This window comes from Thauera sedimentorum (genome assembly GCF_014489115.1).
In the GTDB taxonomy this organism is placed as follows: Bacteria; Pseudomonadota; Gammaproteobacteria; order Burkholderiales; family Rhodocyclaceae; genus Pseudothauera; species Pseudothauera sedimentorum.
In genome coordinates this window covers 146,868-171,579 of the sequence record NZ_JACTAH010000003.1, presented here as the reverse complement: position 1 = coordinate 171,579, position 24,712 = coordinate 146,868, and the positions used below count along the sequence as shown (strand labels likewise).

The window sequence follows — 24,712 nt, the reverse complement described above, 5'->3', positions numbered from 1 at the left end:
GAGGCCGGGCGATGACGCTGGCCGCCGAGCTCGACGATCCCTGCCGCGCGGCGCTGCCCGGGGCGCTGCAGCCCGCCTACGATGCCGGCGTGCGCGCCGCGGCACGCAGCCTGGGGCCGCAGGGCCTGGCCGACTACCGCACCGGCGCCCGCGCCCTGGCCGGCCTGGGGCGTGGCGAGGCGCCGGTGCTGGCCTGGCTGGAAGCCATGCCGGAAGTCGGCCGCGAGCTGGGCGACGAGCTGGTGGCCGACAGCGCGGCCGCGGCGCTGAAGCTCGCATCGATGACCTCGGGCGAGGTCATCGCCCTGCACCTGGCCAGCCTGCCGGTGGCCGCACGCCGCCTGGCGGACGCAGAACTCTTCCGCGCCTACCTGCAGTTCATCCACCAGCTCGCCGCCCGCGCGCCGCGCGCGTTGCGGCCGATGCTCGGCATCCTCGACGAGCTGCTCGCCCGCCTCACCCTCGGCGGCCTGCGCCGCTGGGCGGCCTTCGGCGCCGAGGCGCATCGCACCGACCTGCCGGCGCAACTGGCCTACTTCGCGCTGCACACCCCCGACAGCCAGGCGGTGCTGGCGCGCGAACGGCGCGGCGTGCTGTTCATCGACCGCCAGCGCACGCTCGCCGCCACGCTGCGCGCGCTGTGGGGGCGGGACTTCTGGCTGCGCCCGGCGGCCGCCGAGCTGGAAGGTTTCCGCCCGTGGATAGACGGCTTCGTGCTGCATCTGCCGGATGCCGCCGACGCGCTCGGCGGGCTGGACGGCGGTGCGGTGTACCAGGCCATGGCCGCGCACATGGCCGCACATCTGGTCTACACCCCGCGGGCGGTGAATCCGCGCGGGTTGGCGCCGGCACAGAAGGCGCTGATCGGCCTGTTCGAGGATGCCCGCGTCGAATGCTGTGCGCTGCGCGAACTGCCGGGACTCGCCCGCCTGTGGCGCCCGCTGCTGGCGCTGCCGCGGCCGGTGCCGGCAGAGCACCCGGCGCAGACGGCGCTGGAGGCGCTGGCCCGCCATCTGTCCGACCCGCAGGCGCCCACCGGCGACGCGCAGATCGATGCGCTGGCCGCGCGCTTCCATGCGCAGGCCTGCGCCCGCGCGCTGGATGTCGAGCTCTCGCGCGAGCTCGGGCTGCAGCTTCACGCGCTGCTGCAGGGCAGGGGGGCGCTGCCCGCGCTGCGCCAGCTCGACGCGCTGTACCTGCCCTACCGCGACGACAACCGTTATCCCTGGACGGTGGAGGACTTCTCCTGGCAGCGCGGCGCCGACATCCTCGCCGGCCGCCCGCCGCTGCGCCGGCGCATGCCGCTGACCGCCTTCCTCAACGAGGTGGAGGTCGAGACCGCCGGCGACGATGCGCAGGAGATCTGGACGCCCGAACACGACATCGTGGACGACGACGGCATCAGCTTCGGCCAGAAGTACGGCCGCGAAGCGCCGCCCGAGCCGCATCTCTACCCCGAATGGGACTACCGCGTGCAGCTGCACCGGCCCGACTGGGTCACCGTCTACGAGCCGCGCGCGCCGCTGGGCGACCCTGCCGGACTCGACGCCCTGCTCGCGCGCTACCGGGGCGAGGCGGCCCGTTTGCGCCGCATCGTCGAACGCCTGCGCCCGCAGGGCGTGGTGCGCCAGCGCAAGCTCGAGGACGGCGACGAGCTGGATCTCAATGCCGCGGTCGATGCGGCGGTGGCGATGCGCAGCGGGCAGCCGGCCGACACGCGCGTGACCATGCGCCATGTCGTGCAGCGGCGCGACGTGGCGGTGCTGGTGCTGCTGGATCTCTCCGCCTCCACCAATGATCCGGCCGCCGGCGGGGGCGACACCGTGCTGGCGCTGACCCGTGCCGCGGCGGCCCTGCTGGCCGATGCGGTGCACGCGGTGGGCGACCCCTTCGCCCTGCACGGTTTCTGCTCGGACGGCCGCCACGACGTGCGCTACCACCGCATCAAGGATTTCGCCGCCCCGCTGGACGAGGCGGTACGCGCACGCCTGGCGGGCCTGCGCGGCGAGTTCTCCACCCGCATGGGCGCGGCCCTGCGCCACGCCGGGCGGCACCTGGCGCGCCAGCCGCAGCGCCGCCGCCTGCTGCTGGTGGTCACCGACGGCGAGCCGGCCGACATCGACGAGCGCGACCCGCAGTACCTGCGCCAGGATGCGCGCAAGGCAGTGGAGGAGTTGCGCGCGCAGGGCGTGCATTCCTTCTGCCTGACCCTGGACCCCAGGGCCGATCAGTACGTGGCGCGCATCTTCGGCGCGTCCGGCTACGCAGTCGTAGACCGCGTGGAACGGCTGCCGGAAAAGCTCCCCGCCCTGTTCGCCTCGCTCACCGGCTGAGCGCCACCGGATCGACGCCGCTGACATAAACGCAAGACTTTTGCGTGAGCCCGCATGCCGGGCAGAAATGCTGCAGTGCGGCGAAAAACCTTGTCTGGCGCGGATCTCGGCGCTCTGACCTCTCCGGGAAAAATCGTCACCGCTTGTAAGCAACGAGTAAGAACCCGCTTCCTATAATCGCCCCGCTGTCTTGTAGTCCGATGGGTGCGTCCGTGTACGGCGTACCCGGCAACAACCATCACGAGGAGACGTTATGGATAACAACAGTGCAGCCTACTGGAAGGCGACACTGGGCCTGCTGACCAAGATCCTGGTCATCTGGTTCGTCGTGTCGTTTGGCGCGGGCATCCTTCTTGCCCCGGCTCTCAACTCCATCAGTCTGGGCGGCTACCCGCTCGGTTTCTGGTTCGCTCAGCAAGGTTCGATCTACGTGTTCATCGCGCTGATCTTCTACTACGCGAAGGCAATGGGCGATATCGACCGCAAGTTCGACGTGCACGAAGACTGAGAGAGGACGACACATGGATCTGCAAACTCTAACCTACCTGGTCGTCGGCGCGTCCTTCGCGCTGTACATCGGTATCGCCATCTGGGCGCGTGCCGGTTCCACCAGCGATTTCTACGTGGCCGGCGGCGGCGTTCACCCCGTCACCAACGGCATGGCGACCGCGGCAGACTGGATGTCCGCGGCCTCCTTCATCTCCATGGCCGGCCTGATTTCCAACATGGGCTACGGCGGCGGCCTGTTCCTGATGGGCTGGACCGGCGGCTACGTTCTGCTGGCCATGCTGCTGGCTCCGTACCTGCGCAAGTTCGGCAAGTTCACCGTGCCGCAGTTCATCGGTGACCGCTTCTACTCGAAGACGGCCTCCACCGTGGCGGTGCTCTGCCTGCTGACCGCTTCCATCACCTACATCATCGGCCAGATGACCGGTGTCGGTGTGGCGTTCTCGCGCTTCCTCGGCGTGTCGAACGAAGTCGGCATCTACGTCGGTATGGGCATCGTGTTCATGTACGCCGTGTTCGGCGGCATGAAGGGCATCACCTACACCCAGGTGGCCCAGTACATGGTGCTGATCCTGGCCTACACCGTTCCGGCCGTGTTCATCTCCCTGCAGCTCACCGGCAACCCGCTGCCGCAGCTCGGCCTGGGTTCCGACATCGCCGGCACCAGCGTGTCGCTGCTCGACAAGCTGAACCTGGTGGTCAAGGACCTCGGCTTCAGCGAGTACACCAGCTCCGTTCCGGGCTCCTACCTGAACATGTTCGTGTACACCATGTCGCTGATGATCGGTACCGCCGGTCTGCCGCACGTGATCGTGCGCTTCTTCACCGTTCCGAAGGTGAAGGACGCCCGTAGCTCCGCCGGTTGGGCCCTGGTGTTCATCGCCATTCTCTACACCACCGCTCCGGCCGTGGCGGCGATGGCCAAGCTGAACCTGATCGCCACCACCAACACCGCGGTTGGCCTGGAGCGCAGCGCCGATGGCCGCATGGTCACCAACGCCGAAGCGATCATGGCCAACAAGGACCTGTACGCGGCTGATGCCAGCCTGGTGTACGAAGAGCGTCCGGGCTGGATGAAGCGCTGGGAGCAGACCGGCCTGCTGAAGTGGGAAGACAAGAACGGCGACGGCCGCATCCAGTACTACAACGACAAGAGCAAGAACGCCGATGCCGTTGCGAAGGCCGAACAGGCTGGCTGGAAGGGCAACGAGCTGACGGTGAACGCCGACATCATCGTGCTGGCCAACCCGGAAATCGCGCTGCTGCCGAACTGGGTGATCGCGCTGGTTGCTGCCGGTGGCCTGGCCGCCGCGCTGTCGACCGCTGCCGGCCTGCTGCTGGCGATCTCCTCGGCGGTGTCGCATGACCTGGTGAAGAACGTCTTCGTGCCGGATCTCTCCGAGAAGGGCGAACTGATGACCGGTAAGGTGGCGATGGCCGGTGCCATCGTGGTGGCGGGTTACCTGGGTCTGAACCCCCCGGGCTTCGCTGCCGGTACCGTGGCCCTGGCCTTCGGTATTGCCGCCTCCTCGCTGTTCCCGGCGATCATGATGGGCATCTTCTCCAAGAAGATGAACAAGGAAGGCGCCATCGCGGGCATGCTGGCAGGTCTGTTCATCACCCTGTTCTACGTGTTCGCTCACAAGGGCATCTTCTTCATCAAGGGCACCGACTACCTCGGCCTGATCGGTGGCGCCAACAGCTTCTTCGGCATCACGCCGGAAGCCTTCGGTGCGATCGGTGCGCTGGTGAACTTCGCCGTGGCCTTCATCGTGGATAAGGTCACCAAGGAGCCGCCGGAGCACATCCAGGCGCTGGTCGAAAGCGTTCGTATCCCGCGTGGTGCGAAGGCGGTCGACGGTTCCCACGCCCACTAAGCAAAGGGTGTAAGCAAGCGATCCCGGCGGGCCCGCGACGCGGGCCCGCACCGGGAGAACAAGGAAAACCCCGCCGGATCTTCTGGCGGGGTTTTTTCTTTTGTGGCACCTTGCGCCCCTCGGCTCGCCGACGGCGCGAGCGAATCCGGAGTACCGTATGACCGCAATGGCACCCCATGTCAGCCTAGTGCTGAACTGGATCCTCTTTCTCGCCCTGTTTCCGATCGCCTTCTTCTGGCTGCGCCGGGCCTGGCGCATCGTCGTCAAGCGGGACTTCTCCGAGGTGGCGCTCAAGCGCGGCGAACCGCCCCCCAATCCCGCCAAGTTCGCGCCTTACAGCGCGGCCATCAATCTGGTGGGCGGCGTGGTGGTGGTGTGGACGATCTTCGGCGTGCTGACCGGCAGCTTCGATTTCGAGACCTGGACGACGCTGGCGGGGATCACCATCTGGAGCAAGTTCATGCTCGATTTCGCCCTGTCCCGTCACGCCCACCCGATGAAGCTCGGCCGCAAGCGTGGCGAGGCCCAGCCGGAGAACGGCAAGGGCGAGTAAGCGCCGGCACGCCCCGCGGGCAAACGCCCGCTGCATGGCGGGCTTCCGGCCTGCGAAGCGTGAAGGCTCGCTGCGCGGCTCAGCGCCGCTCGGCCACCCCGTAGGTGTGATCCAGGCGGTTCATCACGTAGACGTAGATGGCGATGATCGCCAGGTAGACGATCAGCGCGCCCTGGGCAAAGGCGTAGAAGCCCAGCGGGAAGCCGAACAGCTCGAACTCGTTGAGCGCGATGGCGTAATAGGCGCCGACGAAGGTCACCCCGAACCATACCGCCAGCAGGGCGGCCGTCAGCATGCGGGTACGGCGCCAGTAGGCGAGTTGCTTGTCGGTCAGCTGCATCGTGTGGCCACCGTCCTTGAACTCATTGCTCGTGCGCCCGGTGGCGGACGAAGTCGCCGGCCAGGCGTTGCTGCACCTCGCCCGGGGCCGGTTCGTAGGAATGCGGGCTCAGCGTGCATTCGCTCTCGCCGGCACAGATCGACTTCAGGCGGGCCTCGAAGCCTTCCAACTCGGCCATCGGCACCAGTGCGGTCAGGCTGATCCGTCCCTGCGCGTGGCTGTCGGTGCCGTTCAGGCGTCCGCGCCGGCTGGCGAATTCGGCGCTGATCTCGCCGAAGTGGCGCTCGTCCGCGCTCACCCTGACCTCCAGCAAGGGCTCCAGCAGCACCGGCCTGGCGGCGTTCACCGCCTCCTGCAGCGCGTGGCGCGCCGCGGTGACGAAGGACACCTCGTTCGAGTCCACCGCGTGGTGCTTGCCGTCGGTCACCACCACCTTCAGGTCCTGCAGCGGGAAACCCGCCAGGCAACCCTCGGCCACCGCCTGACGCACGCCTTTTTCCACCGCCGGCATGAACTGGGTGGGAATCGTCCCGCCCTTGATCTCGTCGGCCAGTTGCAGGCCGCTGCCGCGCGGCAGCGGCTCGACGCGCAGCGCCACTTCGCCGAACTGGCCGGCGCCGCCGGACTGCTTCTTGTGCCGGTAGCGCGCCTCGGCACTGGTGGCGACGGTTTCGCGATAGGGCACCGCCGGCGTGGCGGTGTCCACCTCCAGGTTCCAGCGGCTGGCGAGCTGCTCCAGCACCATGCGCAGGTGCAACTCGCCCAGGCCGCGCACCACGGTCTGGCGTGCCTGGGTGTCGAAGCTCACTTCCAGGCAGGGGTCTTCGTCGAGCAGGCGGGCGAGCGCTTCGGAGAGTTTCTGCTCGTCGCCATGTTTCTTCGGGATCAGTGCCAGGCCGTGGAAGGGCTGGGGGTAGGGAGGCGGCAGCAGGTGGTGCAGGTCCTCGTCGTGCGAGTCGTGCAGCACCGCGTCGCGGTGCAGTTCGTCGATGCGCGCCAGGGCGCAGATGTCGCCGGTCACACCGCGCGGGATCTCGACCTGCTGGCGGCCCTGGATGCGCAGCAGGTGGGCGACCTTGACCGGCTTGCGCGCATCGCCGATGTAGAGCTGCGCGCCGGCATCGAGCGTGCCCTGGTGAATGCGGAAGAGCGCCAGCTTGCCGCGGTAGACGTCGTTCTGGACCTGGAACACATGGGCGACGACATGGCGCCCGGGGTCCGCCACGACCTCCACCGGCAGCGCATTCGCGCCCTCGCCCTTGACGAAGCGCGGCGGGTTGCCTTCGGTGGGGTCGGGCATCAGGCGGGCGAGCACGTCCAGCAGTTCGGCCACGCCCGCGCCGGTCCGGGACGAAACGAAGCACACCGGTACCAAGTGGCCTTCGCGCAGGGCCTGCTCGAAGGGGTCGTGCAGCTGCTCGGGGTCCAGGCTCTCGCCTTGTTCCAGGTAGCTCGCCATCAGCGCTTCGTCGAGCTCGACCACCTGGTCGACGATGGCGTCGTGGGCGGCGGATACCGAAGAGAAGGCGGTTTCGGCGTCGTATTCGGGGGTGAAGAAGCAGTCGATGACCCGGCTTGCGTCCGGCGCGGGCAGGTTGATCGGCAGGCACTCGCGGCCGAAGGCCGATTCGATGGCGGCCATCACGCCGGCCAGGTCGGCGCCGCTGGCGTCGATGCGGTTGACCACGATCATCCGGCACTTGCCGGCGGCGGCTTCCATCAGCCGGCGGGTCATCGATTCGATGCCGGCCTGGGCATTGACCACGATGACCGCGGTCTCCACCGCCGGCAGGGCGAGCAGGGCGCGGCCGAGGAAGTCGGGGGTGCCCGGGGTGTCGAGCAGGTTGATCCAGTGTCCGGCCCATTCGAGGTGGGCGAGCCCGGTGTTGAGCGAGTGGCCCATGGCCTTCTCGGCCGGGTCGAAGTCGCTCACCGTGTCGCCGCGCTCGATGCTGCCTGCGGCGCCGATGCCGCCGGAGGCGGCCAGCAGGGCCTCGAGCAGCGTGGTCTTGCCGGCGCCGGCCTGGCCCAGCAGGGCGAGGTTGCGGATGTCGTGAACCGAGCTCGGTGTCATGATGCTTCCCCCCGTGGTTATCCGGTCGCGAAGACCTTTGCCCGCAAGTTTCCGCCTCCGGCGGCAAAGGAGCAATGGATCAGGTCAACATCCCGGCAGATTCCTCACGCGCTGCGCAGCCCGAGCGCGCGTGTCAGCGCCACCGCGGCCAGCGGCAGCAGCAGGCCGAGCACGGTCACGGTGAGCAGCAGCAGGCCCAGCTCGCTGTAGTCGGCGGGCACCTTCACCGCGCCGCTGACCGCATCGCGCACCTCGCGGGTCACGGTGTAGATCTGGTTCAGGTACTTGGTGCCCAGCTGCGAGGCCGACAGCGCCAGGTTGGTGAAGGAGGCCATCACCGCGAAGAAGGTGGCCTTGAGGTGGGGCGGGGCCGAGTTGGCGATCCAGGCCAGCATCGGCACCATGGACACCTGGCCGAGCGGCGACTCCAGCGCGGTGTTCGCGATGGCAATGAAGCGCGCATCCACCACGCCGCCGGTGACGCTGGCGGTCCATTCGTGCAGGCCGTGGTACATGCCGATGATGGGCAGCGACAGCAGGGTGCCGGCCAGGGTCAGGAAGATGACGATCTGGGCGATGGACTTTTCCGCCATGAAGCGGCGGAAGAGGAACAGCCCGGCCAGCGTGAGCGTGCTGACGATCAGGTCCAGGCGCGACAGGAAACTCTGGTCGAAGCCCAGTTCGTCGATCATCCACCAGCCCGAGCCGGCGCCGGACGAGGGCATGGCGCGGAAGATGAAGATGACGATCACCGTGCCGAGCAGGGTGCGTGCGGCTTCTGGGGCGAGTTCGCGCAGCAGCCGCGAGATCATGAAGCCGATGATGGCGAAGGAGCACACGAAGATCAGCTCCTGGCCGTACTCGATGCCGGACAGGCCGACGGTGAGGGTGATCGCCACGAACACCGCGCTGCCGCCCAGGATCCACCAGTTGGGCGCGGTCTTCTCCTCGGGCTGGTGCAGCAGGCGGTCGATGGCCTCGTCCTCATGGCCCAGGGCGGCGAGTCGTCGCGCCTCGCGGCGCTTGAGCAGGGCGGCCAGCAGCACGCCGCTGACCGACAGCAGCGGGATGATCAGCGCGTACTCGTAGATGCGCAGGTAGATGGCGACCTTGTCCGCCTCGGGCAGCGCCTCGCTGCCCTGGAACAGCACCACGTTGGCGAGCGCCACCAGCACGGTGCCGCCGATGATCGCCACCCGGCCGAGCATCTGCATGGTGGTGTGCATCAGGCGGATGGTCTCGGGTGCGATCGGCTGGCCGTGTTCGTCCAGGCGCGGCACCGCCTCCACCGTCATCGCGTCGGCCACCGCGTCCTGCATCACGTAGCCCACCGGGGCGAGCAGCACCGAGAGCACGAACCAGGCCTCGGCCGGCATCACCGCGCGCATCGCCTCCGGGTTGCCGATCAGGCCGATCATGATCAGCAGGCTGGCGGCGATCAGCGAGGCGCCGAGATAGACCAGCCCGGACTTGTAGCGCCACAGCAGGTCGACCAGGTGGCCGATCGGCATCTTCAGCGCCCACGGGATACCCGCCCAGAAGCCGAGCGCGGCGAGGAAGGCGGCGGAGAGGTCGAGGTAGTCCTTGATGAAGAAGGTGCCGACGATGCCGGTGAGGCCGGAGACCCCGGCGGCCATGTACACCATCAGCGGCGGCAGGTAGGACAGCCGCATCTCGCGGCCGAGTTCGAGGATGTTGCGGTCGAACCAGCGGTACAGGGCGTTCAAGGGCGCATCCTCATGCGTCGTGCGGACTTGTGGTGGAGATTCAGAGGCCGAACCAGCGCAGGATGGGCGGCAGCAGCCAGGGGAGGGACAGCGCGGTGATCAGTCCGTTCAGGCCCATCGCCAGCGCGGCGAAGGCGCCGCACTGCTCGCTGACCTGGAAGGCGCGCGCGGTGCCGATGCCGTGGGCCGCCACGCCGGTGGCGAAGCCGCGCACCGCGTGGTCGTCGATGCGCATCAGGCCGAACAGCCCGCGTGCGCCTATGGCGCCGAGGATGCCGGTGAGGATCACCAGCACCGCGGTCAGCGAGGGCAGGCCGCCGAGGCTCTCGGCCACGCCCATGGCGATCGGCGTGGTCACGCTCTTGGGCGCGAGCGACATCAGCGACTGGGTGCTGGCACCGAGCAGCGCGCCGATGCCGAAGGCCGACAGCGCCGCGGTGAGCGAGCCGGCGACCAGCGCGCCGAGCAGCGGCAGCAGCATGGCCTTGAGGCGCGGCAGTTGCGCATAGAGCGGAATCGCCAGCGCCACGGTGGCCGGGCCGAGCAGGAAGTGCACGAACTGCGCGCCGTCGAAATAGGTCTGGTAGTCGGTGCCGGTGATGCTCAGCACCGCCACCAGCAGGGTCACCGCGATCATCACCGGGTTGGCGGCGGGATGGAAGTTGGCCCGCTTGTACAGCCACCAGGCGCACTGATAGGCGACCAGGGTCAGGGTGAGGCCGAGCAGCGGGGTGGTGGAGAGATAGACCCAGATCTCGTCGATGCGCGGATTCATTCCGGTGTCTCCGCGCCGTTGCGGGGGCTGAGCGCGCGCAGCACCAGCGCGCTGACCGCCATCGCCAGGAAGGTGGAGCCGACCACCGCGGCCAGCAGCGGCAGCCATTCGTCCGCCAGGCGCTGGTAGTGCAGCATCACCCCGGTGCCGGCGGGCACGAAGAGCAGCGACAGGTGCTGCAGCAGGCCGCCGGCGGTGCTGCGCAGTTCGTTGCCCACCCGCCCGCGCACCACCAGGGTGAGGAAGAGCAGCAGCATGCCGATCACCGGGCCGGGCACCGGCAGCGCGAAGCCGCGGGCGATGACCTCGCCGATCAGCTGGTAGACGAGCAGCAGGGTGAGTGCGCCGATCATGGGTGTCCTCCCGCCTTCATGCTCAGTGCTGTGCCGCCTCTTCGGCCGCCAGCGCCCGGCGCATGCGCCGCAGGCCGAGCGCGACCAGGCCGGCGATCAGCGGGATCGACACCGCGGTGACCACCTCCGGGCTGGCCGGCGCGATGTAGTCCTTGCCGCCCTTGGCCAGGTACTGCACCAGCTGCGAGCCGTAGTAGGTGATCGCCACCACGGAGAGGCCTTCCACCGTCTCCTGCAGGCGCAATTGCAGGCGGGCGCGGCGGTTCATCTGCGCGAGCAGCTCCTGGTTCTGGCGCTGCAGCTCGATGTCCACCCGGGTGCGCAGCAGCTGCGAGTTGCGCGCGATCCGGCCGGAGAGGTCCTCCTGGCGGCGCGACATGGTGGCGCAGGTGTCGATGGCCGGGGTCAGGCGGCGGGCCATGAACTCGCCGATGGTGGGGAAGCCGGTCAGCCGGGTCTCGCGCAGTTCTTCGATGCGCTGCGTCACCAGGCGGTAGTAGGCGGCGGCCGCGCCGAAGCGGAAGGTGGTGTGCGCCACCGAGCGTTCGACCTCGGCGGCCAGACGGGTCAGGCGGGCGAGCACCGCGCGCTCGTCCTCGGCGCTCTCGGCACGGCCGATGCTGTCCATCAGGTCGGCCAGCTCGTCCTCGGCGCGCGACAGCAGGCGGCCGACTTCCTTGGCCACCGGGAAAGCGAGCAGGGCGATCACGCGGTAGGTCTCGATCTCCAGCAGGCGCTGCACGGTGCGCCCGGCCTGGCGCCGGGTCAGCGAGGCGTCGAGCACCTGGAAGCGCGAGAAACCGTCCACGATCTGGAAGTCGGTGAACACCCAGGCGGCGTCGTCGGCCACCTTGGCCACCACGGTCTGCCGGCCGTGAGGCGAGAGCTCGGCCATCACCTGGTCGGGCGCCACCTCGGCGACCGAGCGCACCTCCACATGGGTGGCGACGATCAGCTGGCCGGGAATGGCCTTGCGCCAGGCGGCCGGCACGTCGAGCAGGGCGTTGTCCTCGGCGCTGTCGCCGGTCTGTATGCGGCGGAAGAAGGTGTAGCTGGAGAACTCGTTGTGGCGCTCCCACTTCAGGCGGAAGCGGCCGGCGTCGAGGAAGAGATGGCCCGTGTCGGTGGCCGGCTCGGGCAGTCCGAGCTGCTCGGCCAGCAGGCGCAGGTGCTGGGCCTCGCGCTCGACGTTGCCCGCCTCATGCAGGAAGGCGAGGTAGGTGACCAGCTCCGGCGTGTCGATGGCGACCGGCGGGCGGGCGTGGATCTCGTCGCTGAGCGTCTGGCGCAGCGGATGCGACTGGAACAGGGACATGGGCGGCAGGTATGACCACGGGTTGGGCGCCTGTCCCGGCGGTCATGCCGGGGGTGGCGGAACAAGCGCAAGAGTACCTGCCTGCGCGCTTTGCGGGGAAGTCCCCGGCGTCATCGGCCGTCGTGCGCCGCGGCACCGGGGCGCGCGGCGCGCTACTGCTGCTGTTGCTGCGGCACGATGAGGATCTCCACCCGGCGGTTCTGTGCGCGGCCGGTTGCGGTGCTGTTGTCGGCAATCGGCCGGCTCATGCCGTAGCCCACCGCGAGCAGGCGGTTGGCCTCCACACCCTGCTGCACCAGGTAGCTGCGCACGCTGGCGGCGCGGTTCTCGGACAGCGTCTGGTTGTAGGCCGCCGAACCGGTGGAGTCGGTGTGGCCCTCCACCTGTACCACGGTGCCGGGGTATTGGCGGATGCTCTGCGCCAGCTGGCCGAGCACCGGCTGGAACTGCGGCTTCACGTCGGCGCGGTTGGTGTCGAAGGTGATGTTCTCCGGGGCCTGCAGGCGGATGGTGTCGCCCTCGCGCATCACCTCCACGCCGCTGCCCGACATGCTCTGGCGCAGCTCGGCCTCCTGCTTGTCCATCTGCCGGCCGATCAGGCCGCCCACCGTGGCGCCGATCGCGGTGCCGATCAGCACGCCCTTGGTGCGGTCGCCGCGGCTGGAGACCACTCCGCCGAGCACCGCGCCCGCGCCCGCGCCTATGGTGGCGCCGGTGGCGGTCTTGGCGTGTTCACCGGTATAGGGGTTGGTGGCGCAGGCGGTGAGCAGGGCGGTGGACAGGGCGGCGATGATGAGTTTGTTCATGGTTCGTTCTCCTCTCGTCGGTTCGTGACTGTCGTTGGACGGTGACACCCGGCAATGGTGCAATCCGCAGCCCGTGGGCGTCAGCCCCGGACGCGCCGATTTTTGTAAGCGCGTGTCAGCGGTGCGCAAAAAGAAGCCCGCTCCGCGTCGTGCGGGCGGGCCAAGGCCTGTAAAGGCAGGGATCGGGGTGTCGCGCCGGCTCAGGCCGCCTGCGCGTAGCGGCGCGCCAGCACGGCGAGCGGCAGGGGCTGGATGCGCGCGGCCTGGCCGGCGCAGCCGAAGGCTTCGAAGCGCGCGCGGCAGATCTCGCGCGCGGCCGCGGTGGCGGCGCGGAAGACCTTGCGCGGGTCGAACTCCTTGCGGTCCTGGTCGAGCAGGCGACGCATGGCGCCTGTCATCGCCAGGCGCAGGTCGGTGTCGATGTTCACCTTGCGCACGCCGTTCCTGATTCCGGCGACGATGGCCTCGACCGGCACGCCGTAGGTCTCGCCGATCTCGCCGCCGTGCTCGCGGATGATGGCCAGCCATTCCTGCGGCACGCTGGAGGAGCCGTGCATGACCAGGTGGGTGTCCGGGATGCGCCGGTGGATGGCGGCGATGCGGTCGATGTCGAGGATGTCTCCGGTGGGCGGGCGGGTGAACTTGTAGGCGCCGTGGCTGGTCCCGATCGCCACCGCCAGCGCATCCACCCCGGTGGCGGCGACGAAGTCGGCGGCCTGCGCGGGGTCGGTGAGCATCTGGCTGTGGTCCAGCGTGCCTTCTGCGCCCACGCCGTCCTCCTCGCCGGCCTGTCCGGTTTCCAGCGAACCGAGGCAGCCGAGCTCGCCTTCCACCGACACGCCCACCGCGTGGGCCATGTCGACCACCCGGCGGGTCACCGAGACGTTGTAGTCCCAGCTCGCCGGGGTCTTCATGTCCTCACGCAGCGAGCCGTCCATCATCACGCTGGTGAAGCCGGAGCGGATGGCCTGCTGGCACACCGCCGGGCTGGCGCCGTGGTCCTGGTGCAGGCAGATCGGAATGTCCGGCCATTCCTCCACGGCGGCCGCCACCATGTGGCGCAGGAAGGCCTCGCCGGCATAGCCGCGCGCGCCGGCCGAGGCCTGCAGGATGACCGGGCTGGCGGTCTCTGCGGCGGCCTGCATGATGGCGTGGATCTGTTCCATGTTGTTGATGTTGAAGGCCGGCACGCCGTAGCCGTGTTCGGCGGCGTGGTCCAGCAGCTGACGCAGGGCGATCATCGCCATGGGGGTGTCTCCTTTGTCGAATGTGTTCGCGGTTGTGGGCGTCAAATCGGGGGCGATCGCGGCCAAGGCCGCTCCTACGGGCGATTGCGGGACTTCAGGCGGCCTCGGATTCGTTCTCGTAGTGCGCGGTCGGCAGGATCCGCCGGCTGTTGGGCCGCGCGCGGATCTTCAGCGCGGCCACCGCGGGCAGCTCGCGGCCTTCGAGGAACTCCAGGAAGGCGCCACCGCCGGTGGAGATGTAGTCGATGTGGCGCTCCACGCCGAAGGCGGCGATCGCCGCCAGGGTGTCGCCGCCGCCGGCGATCGAGAACGCCCGGCTGGCGGCGATGGCCTCGGCCAGCGCGCGGGAGCCCTCGGCGAAGGCGGGGAACTCGAACACGCCGAGCGGGCCGTTCCACACGATGGTGCCGGCGGCGGCGAGCACCCCACCGAGCGCGGCGCGGCTGACCGGGCCGACGTCGAGGATCATCTCGCCTTCGGGCACCGCCTCGGCCGCGCGTACCGCCACCCGCGCGTCGGCGGCGAAGCGGTCGGCGGTGAGCACGTCTGCCGGCAGCCACAGGCGCGCGCCGCGCCGTTCGAGGCGGCGCTCCACCCGGCGGGCGGCGTCGAGCAGCTCGGGCTCGTGCAAGGACGCGCCGACCGACGCGCCGCGCGCGGCAAGGAAGGTGTTGGCGATGCCGCCGCCCACCACCAGCACGTCCACCCGGTCGGCCAGCCGCTCCAGCACGCTGAGCTTGGTGGATACCTTGGAGCCGCCGACGATGGCCACCAGCGGGCGGGCCGGGGCGGCGAGCGCGCGGCCCAGGGCGTCGAGCTCGGCGGCCATCAGCGGGCCGGCGCAGGCCAGCGGGGCGGCGAGCGCCAGCGCGTGGGTGGTGCATTCGCTGCGGTGCGCCGCGCCGAAGGCCTCGTTCGCGTAGACGTCGATCCAGCTCGCGATGCAGGCGGCCAGCTCCGCGCTGTCGGCCTTCTCGCCGCGGTTGCCGCGGCAGTTCTCCAGCAGCACCGCGCTGCCCGGGGCGACGTCGAAGGCGCCGCCCACCCAGTCGCGCACCAGCGGCACCGGGGCGCCGAGCAGTTCGGTTAGGCGTGCGGCCACCGGGGCGAGCGAGTCGGCGTCGCCGAGCGCGCCCTCGGTGGGGCGGCCGAGATGGGAGGCCAGCATCACTGCGGCGCCGGCCTCCAGGCACAGGCGGATGCCGGGCAGGGTGGCGCGGATGCGGGTGTCGTCGGCGAGCGTTCCGTCGGCGGCCAGCGGCACGTTGAAGTCGGCGCGCAGGAAGACGCGCTGGCCGCGCAGCCGGCCGTCGCGGGCGAGGTCTTCCAGACGGAGGAAGTCGGGTGCGCTCATCATTCGGCCTCCATCATCGCCACCGCGGTGTCGAGCATGCGGTTGGAGAAGCCCCATTCGTTGTCGTACCAGGCGGTGACCTTGACCAGGTCCTTGTCCACTCGGGTCAGGGTGGCGTCGAAGATGCTCGAATGCGGGTCGTGGTTGAAGTCGCAGGACACCAGCGGCAGCTCGTTCACCGCCAGGATGCCGCGCAGGCGGCCGTGAGCGGCCTCGCGCACCAGGTCGTTCACCTCGTCCACCGTGGTCGGCCGCGCGGCGACGAAGGTGAAGTCGGTGAAGGACACGTTGGGCGTGGGCACCCGCACCGCGAAGCCGTCCAGGCGGCCGGCCAGCTCGGGCAGCACCAGGCCGACCGCGGCGGCGGCGCCGGTCTTCGTCGGGATCAGCGACTGGGTTGCGCTGCGCGCGCGGCGCAGGTCGTCGTGATAGACGTCGATCAGCACCTGGTCGTTGGTGTAGGAATGCACCGTGGTCATCAGCCCGCGCACGATGCCCAGCGGACGGTGCAGCGCGCTGGCGAGCGGCGCCAGGCAGTTGGTGGTGCAGCTGGCGTTGGACACCACGCGGTGCGCGCGGCGCAGGCTGTGGTGGTTCACCCCGTACACCACGGTGGCGTCGACGTCCTCGCCGCCGGGCGCGGAGATCAGCACCTTGCCGGCGCCGGCCTCCAGGTGGGCGCCGGCCTTGGCCTTGCTGGTGAACAGGCCGGTGCATTCGAGCACCACGTCCACCCCCAGCTCGCCCCAGGGCAGGCGGGCGGGGTCGCGCTCGGCGAACACGCGGATGGCCTGGCCGTCGACCGTGAAGCCGTCCGCTCCAACCTCGATGTCGTGTGGGAAGGGACCGTGCACGCTGTCGTAGCGGGTGAGGTGGGCGTTGGTCTGGGCATTGCCCAGATCGTTGATGGCGACGATCTCGAGCGGGTGGCGGCGACCGTTCTCGAAGTGGGCGCGCAGTACGTTGCGCCCGATGCGGCCGTAGCCGTTGATGGCGACTCTGATGGTCACGTGGGTCTCCTCGGATGGTGGGTAGGGGAATTCGGGCGGGGATGGTGTGACGGGCGGATCGCGGCCAAGGCCGCTCCTACCGCGCTGTAGGAGCGGTCTTGGCCGCGATCGGCGGCTATACGAGGCGGCGCGCGGCGTCGGCCACGCGTTCGGCGGTGAAGCCGAAGAAGGCGGCCAGGTCCGCGGCCGGTGCGGATTCGCCGAAACGCTCGATGCCGACCACCGCGGCGCGCGGCGCGTCCGCCAGGTATTTCCACCAGCCGTCCGGCTGCGCGGCCTCGACCGCCACGCGCGGCACCCCGGCGGGCAGTACCGCGGCGCGCCAGTCGGCGTCCTGGCGATCGAAGGCGGCGGTGCAGGGCATGGACACCACGCGGGTGGGGATGCCGTCGGCCTGCAGGCGCTCGCGCGCGGCCATTGCCAGCGCCACCTCGGAGCCGGTGGCGATCAGCAGCAGCGCGGGCTTGCCCCCGGCGGCCTCGGCCAGCACGTAGCCGCCGCGCGCGATCGCCTCCAGCTGCTCGGCGTCGCGGGCCTGGTGGGGCAGGTTCTGGCGGGAGAGCGCCAGCAGGCTGGGGCCACGGTGTTGCACCGCGGCGCTCCACGCGGCCTGGGTTTCGACCGCGTCGCAGGGCCGCCACACGTCGAGGCCCGGAATCAGGCGCAGGCTGGGCAGGTGCTCGACCGGCTGGTGGGTGGGGCCGTCCTCGCCCAGGCCGATGGAGTCGTGGGTCATCACGTACACCACCCGCTGGGCGAGCAGCGCGCTCATGCGGATGGCGTTGCGGGCGTAGTCGGAGAACACCAGGAAGGTGGCGCCGAAGGGCAGGAAGCCGCCATGCAGGGCGATGCCGTTGAGTGCCGCGGACATGCCGAACTCGCGCACCCCCCAGTTGATGTGGCGCCCGCCGGCGTCGGCACGCACCGCGCCGCAGCCCGGCCAGTCGGTGAGGTTGGAGTGGGTCAGGTCGGCCGAGCCGCCGAGCAGTTCGGGCAGCGCGCGGGCGAGGCGGGCGATGGCCTGCTGGCTGGCCTTGCGGCTGGCGACGGTGGCGGTGTCCTTGTTCACCCCGCGCAGGATGGCCTGCGCCAGCACCGGGAAGCCCACCGGCAGTTGGCCCGCCATGCGGCGTTCGAACTCGGCGGCGGCTTCCGGCCAGGCGGCGCGGTAGGTCTCGAAGCGCGCCTGCCAGGCGGCGCGGCGTTCGGCACCGGCGGCGCGCGTGTCGAAGGCGGTGCGCACTTCCGCGGGAATCTCGAAGGGCGCGTGCGGCCAGCCCAGCGCCGCGCGGGTGGCAGCGATCTCCTCGGCGCCCAGCGGCGCGCCGTGCACGTCGGCCGTCCCGGCGCGCGCCGGGCTGCCGCGGCCGATGGTGGTGCGGCAGCAGATCAGCGTGGGGCCGACGTCGTTCTCCGCATTGGCAACCGCCTCGCGGATGGCGCGGTCGACCGCCGCCACGCTGTGGCCGTCCACGCTCTCGATGACGTTCCAGCCGTAGGCGCGGAAGCGCGCCGGGGTGTCGTCGGCGAACCAGCCGTCGACCTGGCCATCGATCGAGATGCGGTTGTCGTCCCACAGGGCGATCAGCTTGGACAGGCGCTGCACGCCGGCGAAGGAAGCGGCCTCGTGGCTGACGCCCTCCATCAGGCAGCCGTCGCCCATGAACACCCAGGTACGGTGGTCGACGATGTCGTGGCCGGGGCGGTTGAATTCGCGCGCCAGCAGCTTCTCTGCGAGCGCCATGCCGACCGCGTTGGCCAGGCCCTGGCCGAGCGGCCCGGTGGTGGTCTCCACCCCGGGGGTGAGGCCGTGTTCCGGATGGCCGGGGGTCTTGCTGTGCAGCTGGCGGAAGCGCTTCAGCTCATCGACCGGCAGGTCGTAGCCGGTCAGGTGCAGCAGGCCATAGAGCAGCATGGAGCCGTGGCCGTTGGAGAGCACGAAGCGGTCGCGGTCGGCCCACGCCGGGTCGGCCGGGTCGTGGCGCAGGTGGCGGGTCCACAGCGCGACGGCGATCTCGGCCATGCCCATCGGCATGCCGGGGTGGCCGGATTTCGCCTGCTCGACCGCGTCGATGGCGAGAAAGCGCAGCGCGTTGGCGCACAGGGTGTCGAGGGCGGCGGAATCGAAACGCATGTTCATGGCTGTGGCCTCCTCAGAGCAGCTTCTTGCGCCGCTCGATCAGGCGCCAGATGAAGGGGGTGAAGATCAGCTGCATCGCCAGCTCCATCTTTCCGCCGGGCACCACGATGGTGTTGGCGCGGCTCATGAAGGAGCTGTCGATCATGTTCAGCAGGTAGGGGAAGTCGATGCCCTTGGGGTTGGCGAAGCGGATCACCACCATGGACTCGTCGGCGGTCGGCACCGCGCGGGCGATGAAGGGGTTGGAGGTGTCCACCGTCGGCACGCGCTGGAAGTTCACATGGGTGCGGGCGAACTGCGGGCAGATGTAATGCACGTAGTCGTGCATGCGGCGCAGGATGGTGTCGGTGACCGCCTCGGTGGAGTAGCCGCGCATGCTCTTGTCGCGGTGCAGCTTCTGGATCCACTCCAGGTTCACCACCGGCACCACGCCGATCAGCAGGTCAGGGTGCTGGGCGACGTTGGCGGTCTCGGTGTGCACCGCGCCGTGCAGGCCTTCGTAGAACAGCAGGTCGCTGCCGGCCGGCAGGTCTTCCCAGGGGGTGAAGGTGCCGGGCTGTTGGCCGTAGGGCTCGGCTTCCTCGGCGTTGTGCAGGTACTTGCGGCGGCGCCCCCGCCCGGTTTCCGCGTAGCTGCGGAAGAGCTGCTCGAGCTCTTCGAACAGGTTGGCCTCGGGGCCGAAGTGCGAGAAGTGCGAGAGCTCGCCGCCGGCCTCGAATTCGGCCATCTTCTCGCGCATGGCCTGGCGGTCGTAGGCGTGGAAGCTGTCGCCCTCGATCACCGCGGCGCTCACGCCTTCGCGGCGGAAGATCTCCTCGAAGGTGCGCTGCACGGTGCTGGTACCCGCGCCGGACGAGCCGGTGATGGCGACGATGGGGTGGCGTTCGGACATGGCGTCCTCCTGGAGCGATGGGAAATCAGTGCTGCAGGAACAGGCTGCGGCTGTGGAACAGCGGCAGCTCGGCGTTCCCCTCGGTGGCCGGTTCCGCGTGATAGCGTTCGATGCGCTCGACCTCTTCGCGCGAGCCGAAGACGAAGCCAATGCGCTGGTGGAGTTCCTCGGGCGGCACCGTCAGTACCGGGCGGTCGCCGGTGGAGGCGCGCCCGCCGGCCTGCTCGACGATCATGCCGATCGGGTTGCACTCGTAGAGCAGGCGCAGCCGCCCGGGCTTGGCCGGGTCCTTGCGGTCGCGCGGGTAGAGGAAGACCCCGCCGCGCATCAGGATGCGGTGGGTCTCGGCCACCAGCGAGGCGATCCAGCGCATGTTGAAGTCCGCGCCGCGCTCGCCGGTCTTGCCGGCCAGGCATTCGTCCACGTAGCGGCGCACCGGCGGCTCCCAGAAGCGCGCGTTGGAGGCGTTGATGGCGAACTCGCGGGTGGCCTCCGGGATGCGGATGTCCGGGTGGGTGAGGAAGAAGTCGCCGATCACGGGGTCGAGGGTGAAGCCCGCGACGCCGTCGCCCACGGTGAGCACCAGCATGGTGGAGGGGCCGTAGATCGCGTAGCCGGCGGCCACCTGCTGGGTGCCGGGCTGCAGGAAGTCGGCGGCCATCGCGTCCTCGCCGGGGGCGGGGGCGCGCAGCACCGAGAAGATCGAACCCACCGAGACGTTCACGTCGATGTTGGACGAGCCGTCCAGCGGATCGAACACCAGCAGGTACTTGCCGCGCGCATGGCCCGCGGGCAGCGGGATCGGTTCCTCGTTCTCCTCGGACACCATGCCGGCCAGGTCGCCGCCCCAGTGGGTGGCGCGCAGGAAGATCTCGTCGGCCAGCACGTCGAGCTTCTTCTGCGTCTCGCCCTGCACGTTCTCGCTGTCCAGGCTGCCGAGCACCCCGCCGAGCGCGCCGTGGGCCACCGCACGCGAGATCGCCTTGCAGGCCTGCGCGACCTGCAGCAGCAGGGCGTTGAGTTCGCCGGTGGCGCCGGGATGGCGGCGGCGCTGGGTGATCAGGTACTCGGTGAGGGTGGTGCGCTCGATGGAGAACATGCTCGTGTCCCGGATTTGTTGCGAGGTCGTGACACGAGCCTAAGCATTTGCTGAAATAAGCTCCAATGAGGTTTTTGCGTGTTTTGAGATAAGGAATCCTGATGAAGCTCCCTCAACGCACCACGCTGCGCCAGCTGCGCGCCATCGTCGCGCTGGCCGACAGCGGCAGCTTCACCCAGGCCGCGCGCCTGCTGCACCTGACCCAGCCGGCGGTGTCGATGCAGGTGCGCGAACTGGAGGCCATCGTCGGACGGGTGCTGGTGGACGGCCGTCGCGAGATCCGCCTGACCAGCGCCGGCGAGGTGATCGTGCGCCACGCGCGCGAGGCGCTGGCCGCGCTGGAACTGGCAGAGGTCGAGCTGAAGGCGATGAGCGGGGTGGCGGCCGGCACCCTGGAGGTGGTGGCGATCACCACCGCGGAGTACTTCGTGCCGCACCTGCTGGCCGAGTTCGGCCGGCGCTACCCGGACATCGTCTTTCGTCTGACGGTGAGCAACCGCGAGGCGGTGTATGAGCTGCTCAAGGAGCGCCGGGTGGACCTGGCGATCATGGGCACGCCGCCGCGCGGCCTGCCCTTGCGCCGCATTCCCTTCGCACCCCACCCGCTGAGCTTCGTCGCCGCGCCGGATCACCCGCTGGCCGGACGGCGCAACATCCCGCCCGCCGCGCTGGCCGGCGAGCGCCTGCTGCTGCGCGAGCGCGGCTCGGGCACCCGCAGCAACCTGGAGCGCTTCCTGCGCGCGCACGGCGTGAAGGCGCTGCGCGCCGACGAGATGGGCAGCAACGAGACGCTCAAGCAGGCGGCGATGGCCGGCATGGGCGTGGCCTTCCTGTCGCACCACACCTTCGCGATGGAAGTGGCCAGCGGCCGGCTGGTGCGCCTGGACGTGCAGGACACCCCGGTGATCCGCGAGTGGAACGTGCTGGTTCATGCCGACCGCCCGCCGACGCCCGCGCTGGAGGCCTTGCTCGATTTCCTGCAGGCGGAAGGCGCGGAGCGCCTGCGCGAGAGCAGCGGCTGACCGCCGGGCCGCCGACGGCCGCACTTTCCCGTGGGAGCGGGCTTGCCCGCGATGCGGCGTTCATTGGCGCCCGGGAGCGCCGTTCGGTCCATGTCCATACACATGGCATGGTTTTGCGGGCATAATCCGAACGATCTATCTCGTGGCGCGCTCCGGCGCCATGCAAAGCGGAGAGTTCGGCGGTCGCATGAATCTCAACAGCAAGGTAACGTTCCTGTTCGCGGCGATCGCGCTCGGCATCCTGGCGATGCTGGTGGCGATCAGCCTGTATGCCTTTCGGTCGTTTTCCATCACCTCGTCGTCCGCGCATGTGCGCACCGCCGCCGAGGTGGTCCGCGTGCACCTCACCGAGGCGATGATCCAGGGCACCATCCAGCATCGCGAGCAGTTCCTCGCCCGGCTGATGGAGGTGCAGGGCCTGTCGGTGGCGCGCGTGGTGCGTTCGCCCATCGTGGACCAGCAGTTCGGCGCCGGGCTGGTGCGCGAGCTGCCGGCCGACGAGATCGAGAAGGCGGTGCTGGCCAGCGGCGAGCCGCGCTACGAGCTGCGCGAGGTCAATGGCGACACCCTGTTCCGCGGCACCATCCCCTTCGTGGCCTCCACCGAAGGCACGCCCAACTGCCTGCAGTGCCACAACGTGCCGGAAGGTGCGGTGCTCGGCGCGGTGACCATGGAGATGTCGATTGCCGACCTCAAGGAGCGCGCGCTGATGACCGTGGCCGGCCTGGTGGCGATGGTGGCGCTGTTCGCGCTGCTGGCCATCGCCCTGGTCCGCCGCATCATCCGCCCGGTGGGCGAGGCGGCGCGCGACGTGGAGGTGGCGGTGCAGCGGGCGCTGAAGGGCGATTTCAAGAGCCAGATCGCCGCCTATCCGCAGGACGAGATCGGCCAGATCGCCAACGACACCAACCGCCTGCTGAGCTACCTGGACGGCGGGCTGGAGCGCATCACCCAGCGGGTGGTGCAGCTCACCGGGCGCAATCCGCGCCAGGATGAGAACAAGCTGGAAGCGACCATCGACATGGTCAACAGCCTGGCCGACGCCGCAGCCTTCAAGCAGGCGATCGAGGAGGACGAGACCAAGGGCGAGATCTACGACCGCTTCGGGCGCATCCTCACCGAGCGCTTCGGCATCACCACCTACTCGATCTACGAGGCGGCCGACGGCAAGCAGATGGCGCCGATGCTGGTCGATGGCGAGGCCGGCGGCGCCTGCCGCTGGTGCGATCCGCAGATCCTGGTGCGTTCGGAGACCTGCCGCGCCAAGCGTTCCGGCCATCCGGTCGACGCGATCGCCCAGCCGGGCATCTGCTACGCGTTCCGCGGGACGCCCGACGGTGGTGAGCCCCGCAGCCATTACTGCGTGCCCATCATCCAGTCCGGCTCGGTGGGCAGCGTGATCCAGCTGGTGGTGCCGGAGTCCGACACCCGCCGCCTGCAGGAGGTCGCGCCCTTCATCCATGTCTACGTGCGCGAGATGGCACCGGTGCTGGAAGCCAAGCGGCTCACCGAGACCCTGCGCGACTCCTCGCTGCGCGACGCGATGACCGGGCTGAACAACCGCCGCTTCCTCGAGGAATACGTCGACACCCTGATCGCGTCGGCCCGCCGCCGCCAGGTGTCGCTGGCCATCATGTTGCTCGACCTGGACTACTTCAAGGTGGTCAACGACACCTACGGCCACGACGCCGGCGACACCGTGCTGAAGGCGCTGTCCGGCGTGCTCAAGCAGTCGGTGCGCGCCTCCGACATGGTGATCCGCTTCGGCGGCGAGGAATTCCTCATCGTGCTGCAGGAGGCCACGGTGGAGGGCGCGGAGAAGGTCGCCGAGAACATCCGCCGCTCGGTGGAGCAGTTGAAGATCCAGGTGGCGGGTGCGGTGCTGCAGAAGACCATCTCGATCGGCCTGGCGATGTTCCCCGAAGACAGCGAAACCTTCTGGCAGACGGTCAAGTTCGCCGACGTGGCGCTCTACCGTGCCAAGGAGGCGGGGCGCAACCGGGTGGTGCGCTTCGAAGCGCAAATGTGGGAAGGCCACGCCGAGGCTTACTGAGCGCGGCCTTCGCTGTCGCTGTCTACAGCTTGCTGAAGCCCAGGTAACGCGCGAGGAAATGCGCCTTGCCGTGGGCGAGGAAACGCTCGAAGTCCCATTCGCCGGGCATCAGCAGATGTTCCCATGCGGGGCGGAACACATAGGCCTCGGCATCGGCACGGCCGCCGTCGGGCAGTTCGACGCATACCGGGGTCCTTGCGTACATCTCGCCCTCGAAAGCATCCAGGCGCTGCAGGGCAGCCGCGTCTACCTCGCGATAGAGCCTTCCCGCAACGCTGGCGCCGTGCCGGGGGACGATGGCCGGATAGGTCTCGTCGCGCACCGGATGGCGTGCGTAGCCGTGCAGCATGGCCGCGGTGGAAGAAAACGCCCCGCCTGCGACCCGCGCCATGATGTCCTCGCACATCAGCGAACCGTAGGTAAAGCAGGCGCGCTTCATGGTGTGCAGGCTCAGGTGCGCTGCCAGGCCTCGATCAGCGGATCGCGGTGGGAGGCAAGCTGCGCGACGCTGACCTCGATCACCGGCCCGCTCAGGGTGTGGCCCGCGCAGGCGGCTTCGAGCCGCACGCCGGTGCCGACCGGTTCGACGACGATGGCGCCCTGGTTGGCCTGCAGCCGGCTCTGGCGGTCGCGTTCGCCGATCAGCACGCTGCCGTTGGTGAGGTTGAGCTTGCCTTCGAGCTGGGCGGGCGTGCCGGAGCTGAGCTTGGCGGCCACCGTGCAGGGCAGCATGCGGTAGTCGCTGACCAGCTTGAGCGCGTGGCGGCGCAGGTGGCGCTGCAACTCTTCCGGCGTTTCGGGCAGCTTGCCCTGGGCATTGCGCGCCAGCTGTTCGAGTTCGTCGTCGGTCAGGTGGGGCGCCGCGGCGATCAGGGCTTCGCGCTCCAGCGGGCGGGCGGCGAGCGACGTGGCGGAGAGATGGTAGTGGTGGGCCGCGATGCTGGCCCCGGCCTTGGCAAGCTGCTTGCCGGCAACGGTGGGCAGCCCCTGGAAGACCATGGAGCCGAGGATCTCGCTGAAGGTCTTGCACAGGCTCTCGTGGTCCAGCTCCAGCAGGCGCTCGGGCGCGGCGACGTCTAGATCGAAGGTGAGTTGCAGCTTGACGTTTGCCTTGGACATCCGGGAACTCTCGGCCGATGGCGGAAAACTCGATTATGTTCCAATTTTCCAGCCTCGTGAAACATGACGAATGGGGTATCTGCCATGGATGCCCGTCCACGAAAAACGCGCCCCGC

The 24,712-nt window shown here is 69.6% G+C and carries 21 protein-coding genes; 6 read left to right on the top strand and 15 right to left on the bottom strand.

Features of this window, described 5'->3' with window-relative positions; all coding sequences use genetic code 11:
- The first annotated feature begins 11 nt into the window (after nt 1-11).
- The 4 genes from IAI53_RS18115 to IAI53_RS18100 all read left to right on the top strand — a co-directional run bounded on the left by IAI53_RS18115 (nt 12) and on the right by IAI53_RS18100 (nt 5,270).
- Nucleotides 12-2,333 (top strand): VWA domain-containing protein, encoded by a 2,322-nt coding sequence (locus tag IAI53_RS18115; protein ID WP_187719629.1) that lies wholly within the window; start codon nt 12-14, stop codon nt 2,331-2,333.
- Between the two features lie 253 nt (nt 2,334-2,586).
- Nucleotides 2,587-2,841 (top strand): DUF4212 domain-containing protein, encoded by a 255-nt coding sequence (locus tag IAI53_RS18110; protein ID WP_187719628.1) that lies wholly within the window; start codon nt 2,587-2,589, stop codon nt 2,839-2,841.
- 13 nt (nt 2,842-2,854) lie between these two features.
- Nucleotides 2,855-4,717, top strand: coding sequence for a sodium:solute symporter family protein (locus IAI53_RS18105; protein ID WP_187719627.1), 1,863 nt, complete (start codon nt 2,855-2,857; stop codon nt 4,715-4,717).
- A 166-nt stretch (nt 4,718-4,883) separates the two neighbouring features.
- Complete coding sequence (locus IAI53_RS18100) at nt 4,884-5,270, top strand: hypothetical protein (protein WP_187719693.1); 387 nt, start codon at nt 4,884-4,886, stop codon at nt 5,268-5,270.
- A 79-nt stretch (nt 5,271-5,349) separates the two neighbouring features.
- On the opposite strand, the gene IAI53_RS18095 is transcribed toward IAI53_RS18100, so the two are convergent.
- The 13 genes from IAI53_RS18095 to IAI53_RS18035 form a co-directional block, all read right to left on the bottom strand.
- Nucleotides 5,350-5,610: a DUF4212 domain-containing protein gene (locus tag IAI53_RS18095; RefSeq protein ID WP_187719626.1), complete on the bottom strand. Its 261-nt coding sequence runs from the start codon at nt 5,608-5,610 to the stop codon at nt 5,350-5,352.
- A gap of 22 nt (nt 5,611-5,632) precedes the next feature.
- Nucleotides 5,633-7,684 carry an elongation factor G gene (gene fusA / locus IAI53_RS18090; protein ID WP_187719625.1) on the bottom strand — a complete coding sequence of 684 codons (2,052 nt, stop codon included), beginning with the start codon at nt 7,682-7,684 and terminating at the stop codon, nt 5,633-5,635.
- Between the two features lie 104 nt (nt 7,685-7,788).
- Nucleotides 7,789-9,357: an MFS transporter gene (locus tag IAI53_RS18085; RefSeq protein WP_187719692.1), complete on the bottom strand. Its 1,569-nt coding sequence runs from the start codon at nt 9,355-9,357 to the stop codon at nt 7,789-7,791.
- A gap of 94 nt (nt 9,358-9,451) precedes the next feature.
- On the bottom strand, nt 9,452-10,186 hold the full coding sequence (locus tag IAI53_RS18080) for an LrgB family protein (protein WP_187719624.1): 735 nt from the start codon (nt 10,184-10,186) through the stop codon (nt 9,452-9,454).
- Nucleotides 10,183-10,539: a CidA/LrgA family protein gene (locus IAI53_RS18075; RefSeq protein WP_187719623.1), complete on the bottom strand. Its 357-nt coding sequence runs from the start codon at nt 10,537-10,539 to the stop codon at nt 10,183-10,185. The genes IAI53_RS18080 and IAI53_RS18075 overlap by 4 nt, the downstream gene beginning before the upstream one ends.
- Nucleotides 10,540-10,561: 22 nt before the next feature.
- Complete coding sequence (locus IAI53_RS18070; protein WP_187719622.1) at nt 10,562-11,854, bottom strand: DUF3422 family protein; 1,293 nt, start codon at nt 11,852-11,854, stop codon at nt 10,562-10,564.
- Nucleotides 11,855-12,006: 152 nt separating this feature from the next.
- The gene (locus IAI53_RS18065; protein ID WP_187719621.1) at nt 12,007-12,660 is read right to left on the bottom strand and encodes a YiaD family glycine zipper/OmpA-like lipoprotein; all 654 of its coding nucleotides are present in this window, start codon (nt 12,658-12,660) and stop codon (nt 12,007-12,009) included.
- 200 nt (nt 12,661-12,860) lie between these two features.
- Nucleotides 12,861-13,907: a class II fructose-bisphosphate aldolase gene (gene fba / locus IAI53_RS18060; RefSeq protein WP_187719620.1), complete on the bottom strand. Its 1,047-nt coding sequence runs from the start codon at nt 13,905-13,907 to the stop codon at nt 12,861-12,863.
- Between the two features lie 94 nt (nt 13,908-14,001).
- The gene (locus tag IAI53_RS18055; protein WP_187719619.1) at nt 14,002-15,261 is read right to left on the bottom strand and encodes a phosphoglycerate kinase; all 1,260 of its coding nucleotides are present in this window, start codon (nt 15,259-15,261) and stop codon (nt 14,002-14,004) included.
- On the bottom strand, nt 15,261-16,271 hold the full coding sequence (gap, locus tag IAI53_RS18050) for a type I glyceraldehyde-3-phosphate dehydrogenase (RefSeq protein ID WP_187719618.1): 1,011 nt from the start codon (nt 16,269-16,271) through the stop codon (nt 15,261-15,263). Before gap ends, IAI53_RS18055 begins: the two co-directional genes overlap by 1 nt.
- Before the next feature lie 115 nt (nt 16,272-16,386).
- The gene (gene tkt / locus IAI53_RS18045; protein WP_187719617.1) at nt 16,387-18,411 is read right to left on the bottom strand and encodes a transketolase; all 2,025 of its coding nucleotides are present in this window, start codon (nt 18,409-18,411) and stop codon (nt 16,387-16,389) included.
- A 13-nt stretch (nt 18,412-18,424) separates the two neighbouring features.
- Complete coding sequence (locus IAI53_RS18040) at nt 18,425-19,303, bottom strand: phosphoribulokinase (RefSeq protein ID WP_187719616.1); 879 nt, start codon at nt 19,301-19,303, stop codon at nt 18,425-18,427.
- A 25-nt stretch (nt 19,304-19,328) separates the two neighbouring features.
- Nucleotides 19,329-20,402 carry a class 1 fructose-bisphosphatase gene (locus tag IAI53_RS18035; RefSeq protein ID WP_187719615.1) on the bottom strand — a complete coding sequence of 358 codons (1,074 nt, stop codon included), beginning with the start codon at nt 20,400-20,402 and terminating at the stop codon, nt 19,329-19,331.
- Nucleotides 20,403-20,503: 101 nt separating this feature from the next.
- Between IAI53_RS18035 and IAI53_RS18030 the strand changes: the two genes are divergently transcribed.
- Nucleotides 20,504-21,424 carry a LysR family transcriptional regulator gene (locus IAI53_RS18030; protein WP_187719614.1) on the top strand — a complete coding sequence of 307 codons (921 nt, stop codon included), beginning with the start codon at nt 20,504-20,506 and terminating at the stop codon, nt 21,422-21,424.
- Nucleotides 21,425-21,611: 187 nt separating this feature from the next.
- Nucleotides 21,612-23,477, top strand: a complete 1,866-nt coding sequence (locus tag IAI53_RS18025; RefSeq protein WP_187719613.1) for a diguanylate cyclase — start codon at nt 21,612-21,614, stop codon at nt 23,475-23,477.
- Between the two features lie 22 nt (nt 23,478-23,499).
- Here the strand turns inward: IAI53_RS18025 and IAI53_RS18020 are convergent, their stop codons facing one another.
- On the bottom strand, nt 23,500-23,916 hold the full coding sequence (locus tag IAI53_RS18020) for a gamma-glutamylcyclotransferase family protein (RefSeq protein WP_187719612.1): 417 nt from the start codon (nt 23,914-23,916) through the stop codon (nt 23,500-23,502).
- A gap of 11 nt (nt 23,917-23,927) precedes the next feature.
- Nucleotides 23,928-24,596 (bottom strand): hypothetical protein, encoded by a 669-nt coding sequence (locus tag IAI53_RS18015; protein ID WP_187719611.1) that lies wholly within the window; start codon nt 24,594-24,596, stop codon nt 23,928-23,930.
- Nucleotides 24,597-24,712 lie beyond the last annotated feature (116 nt).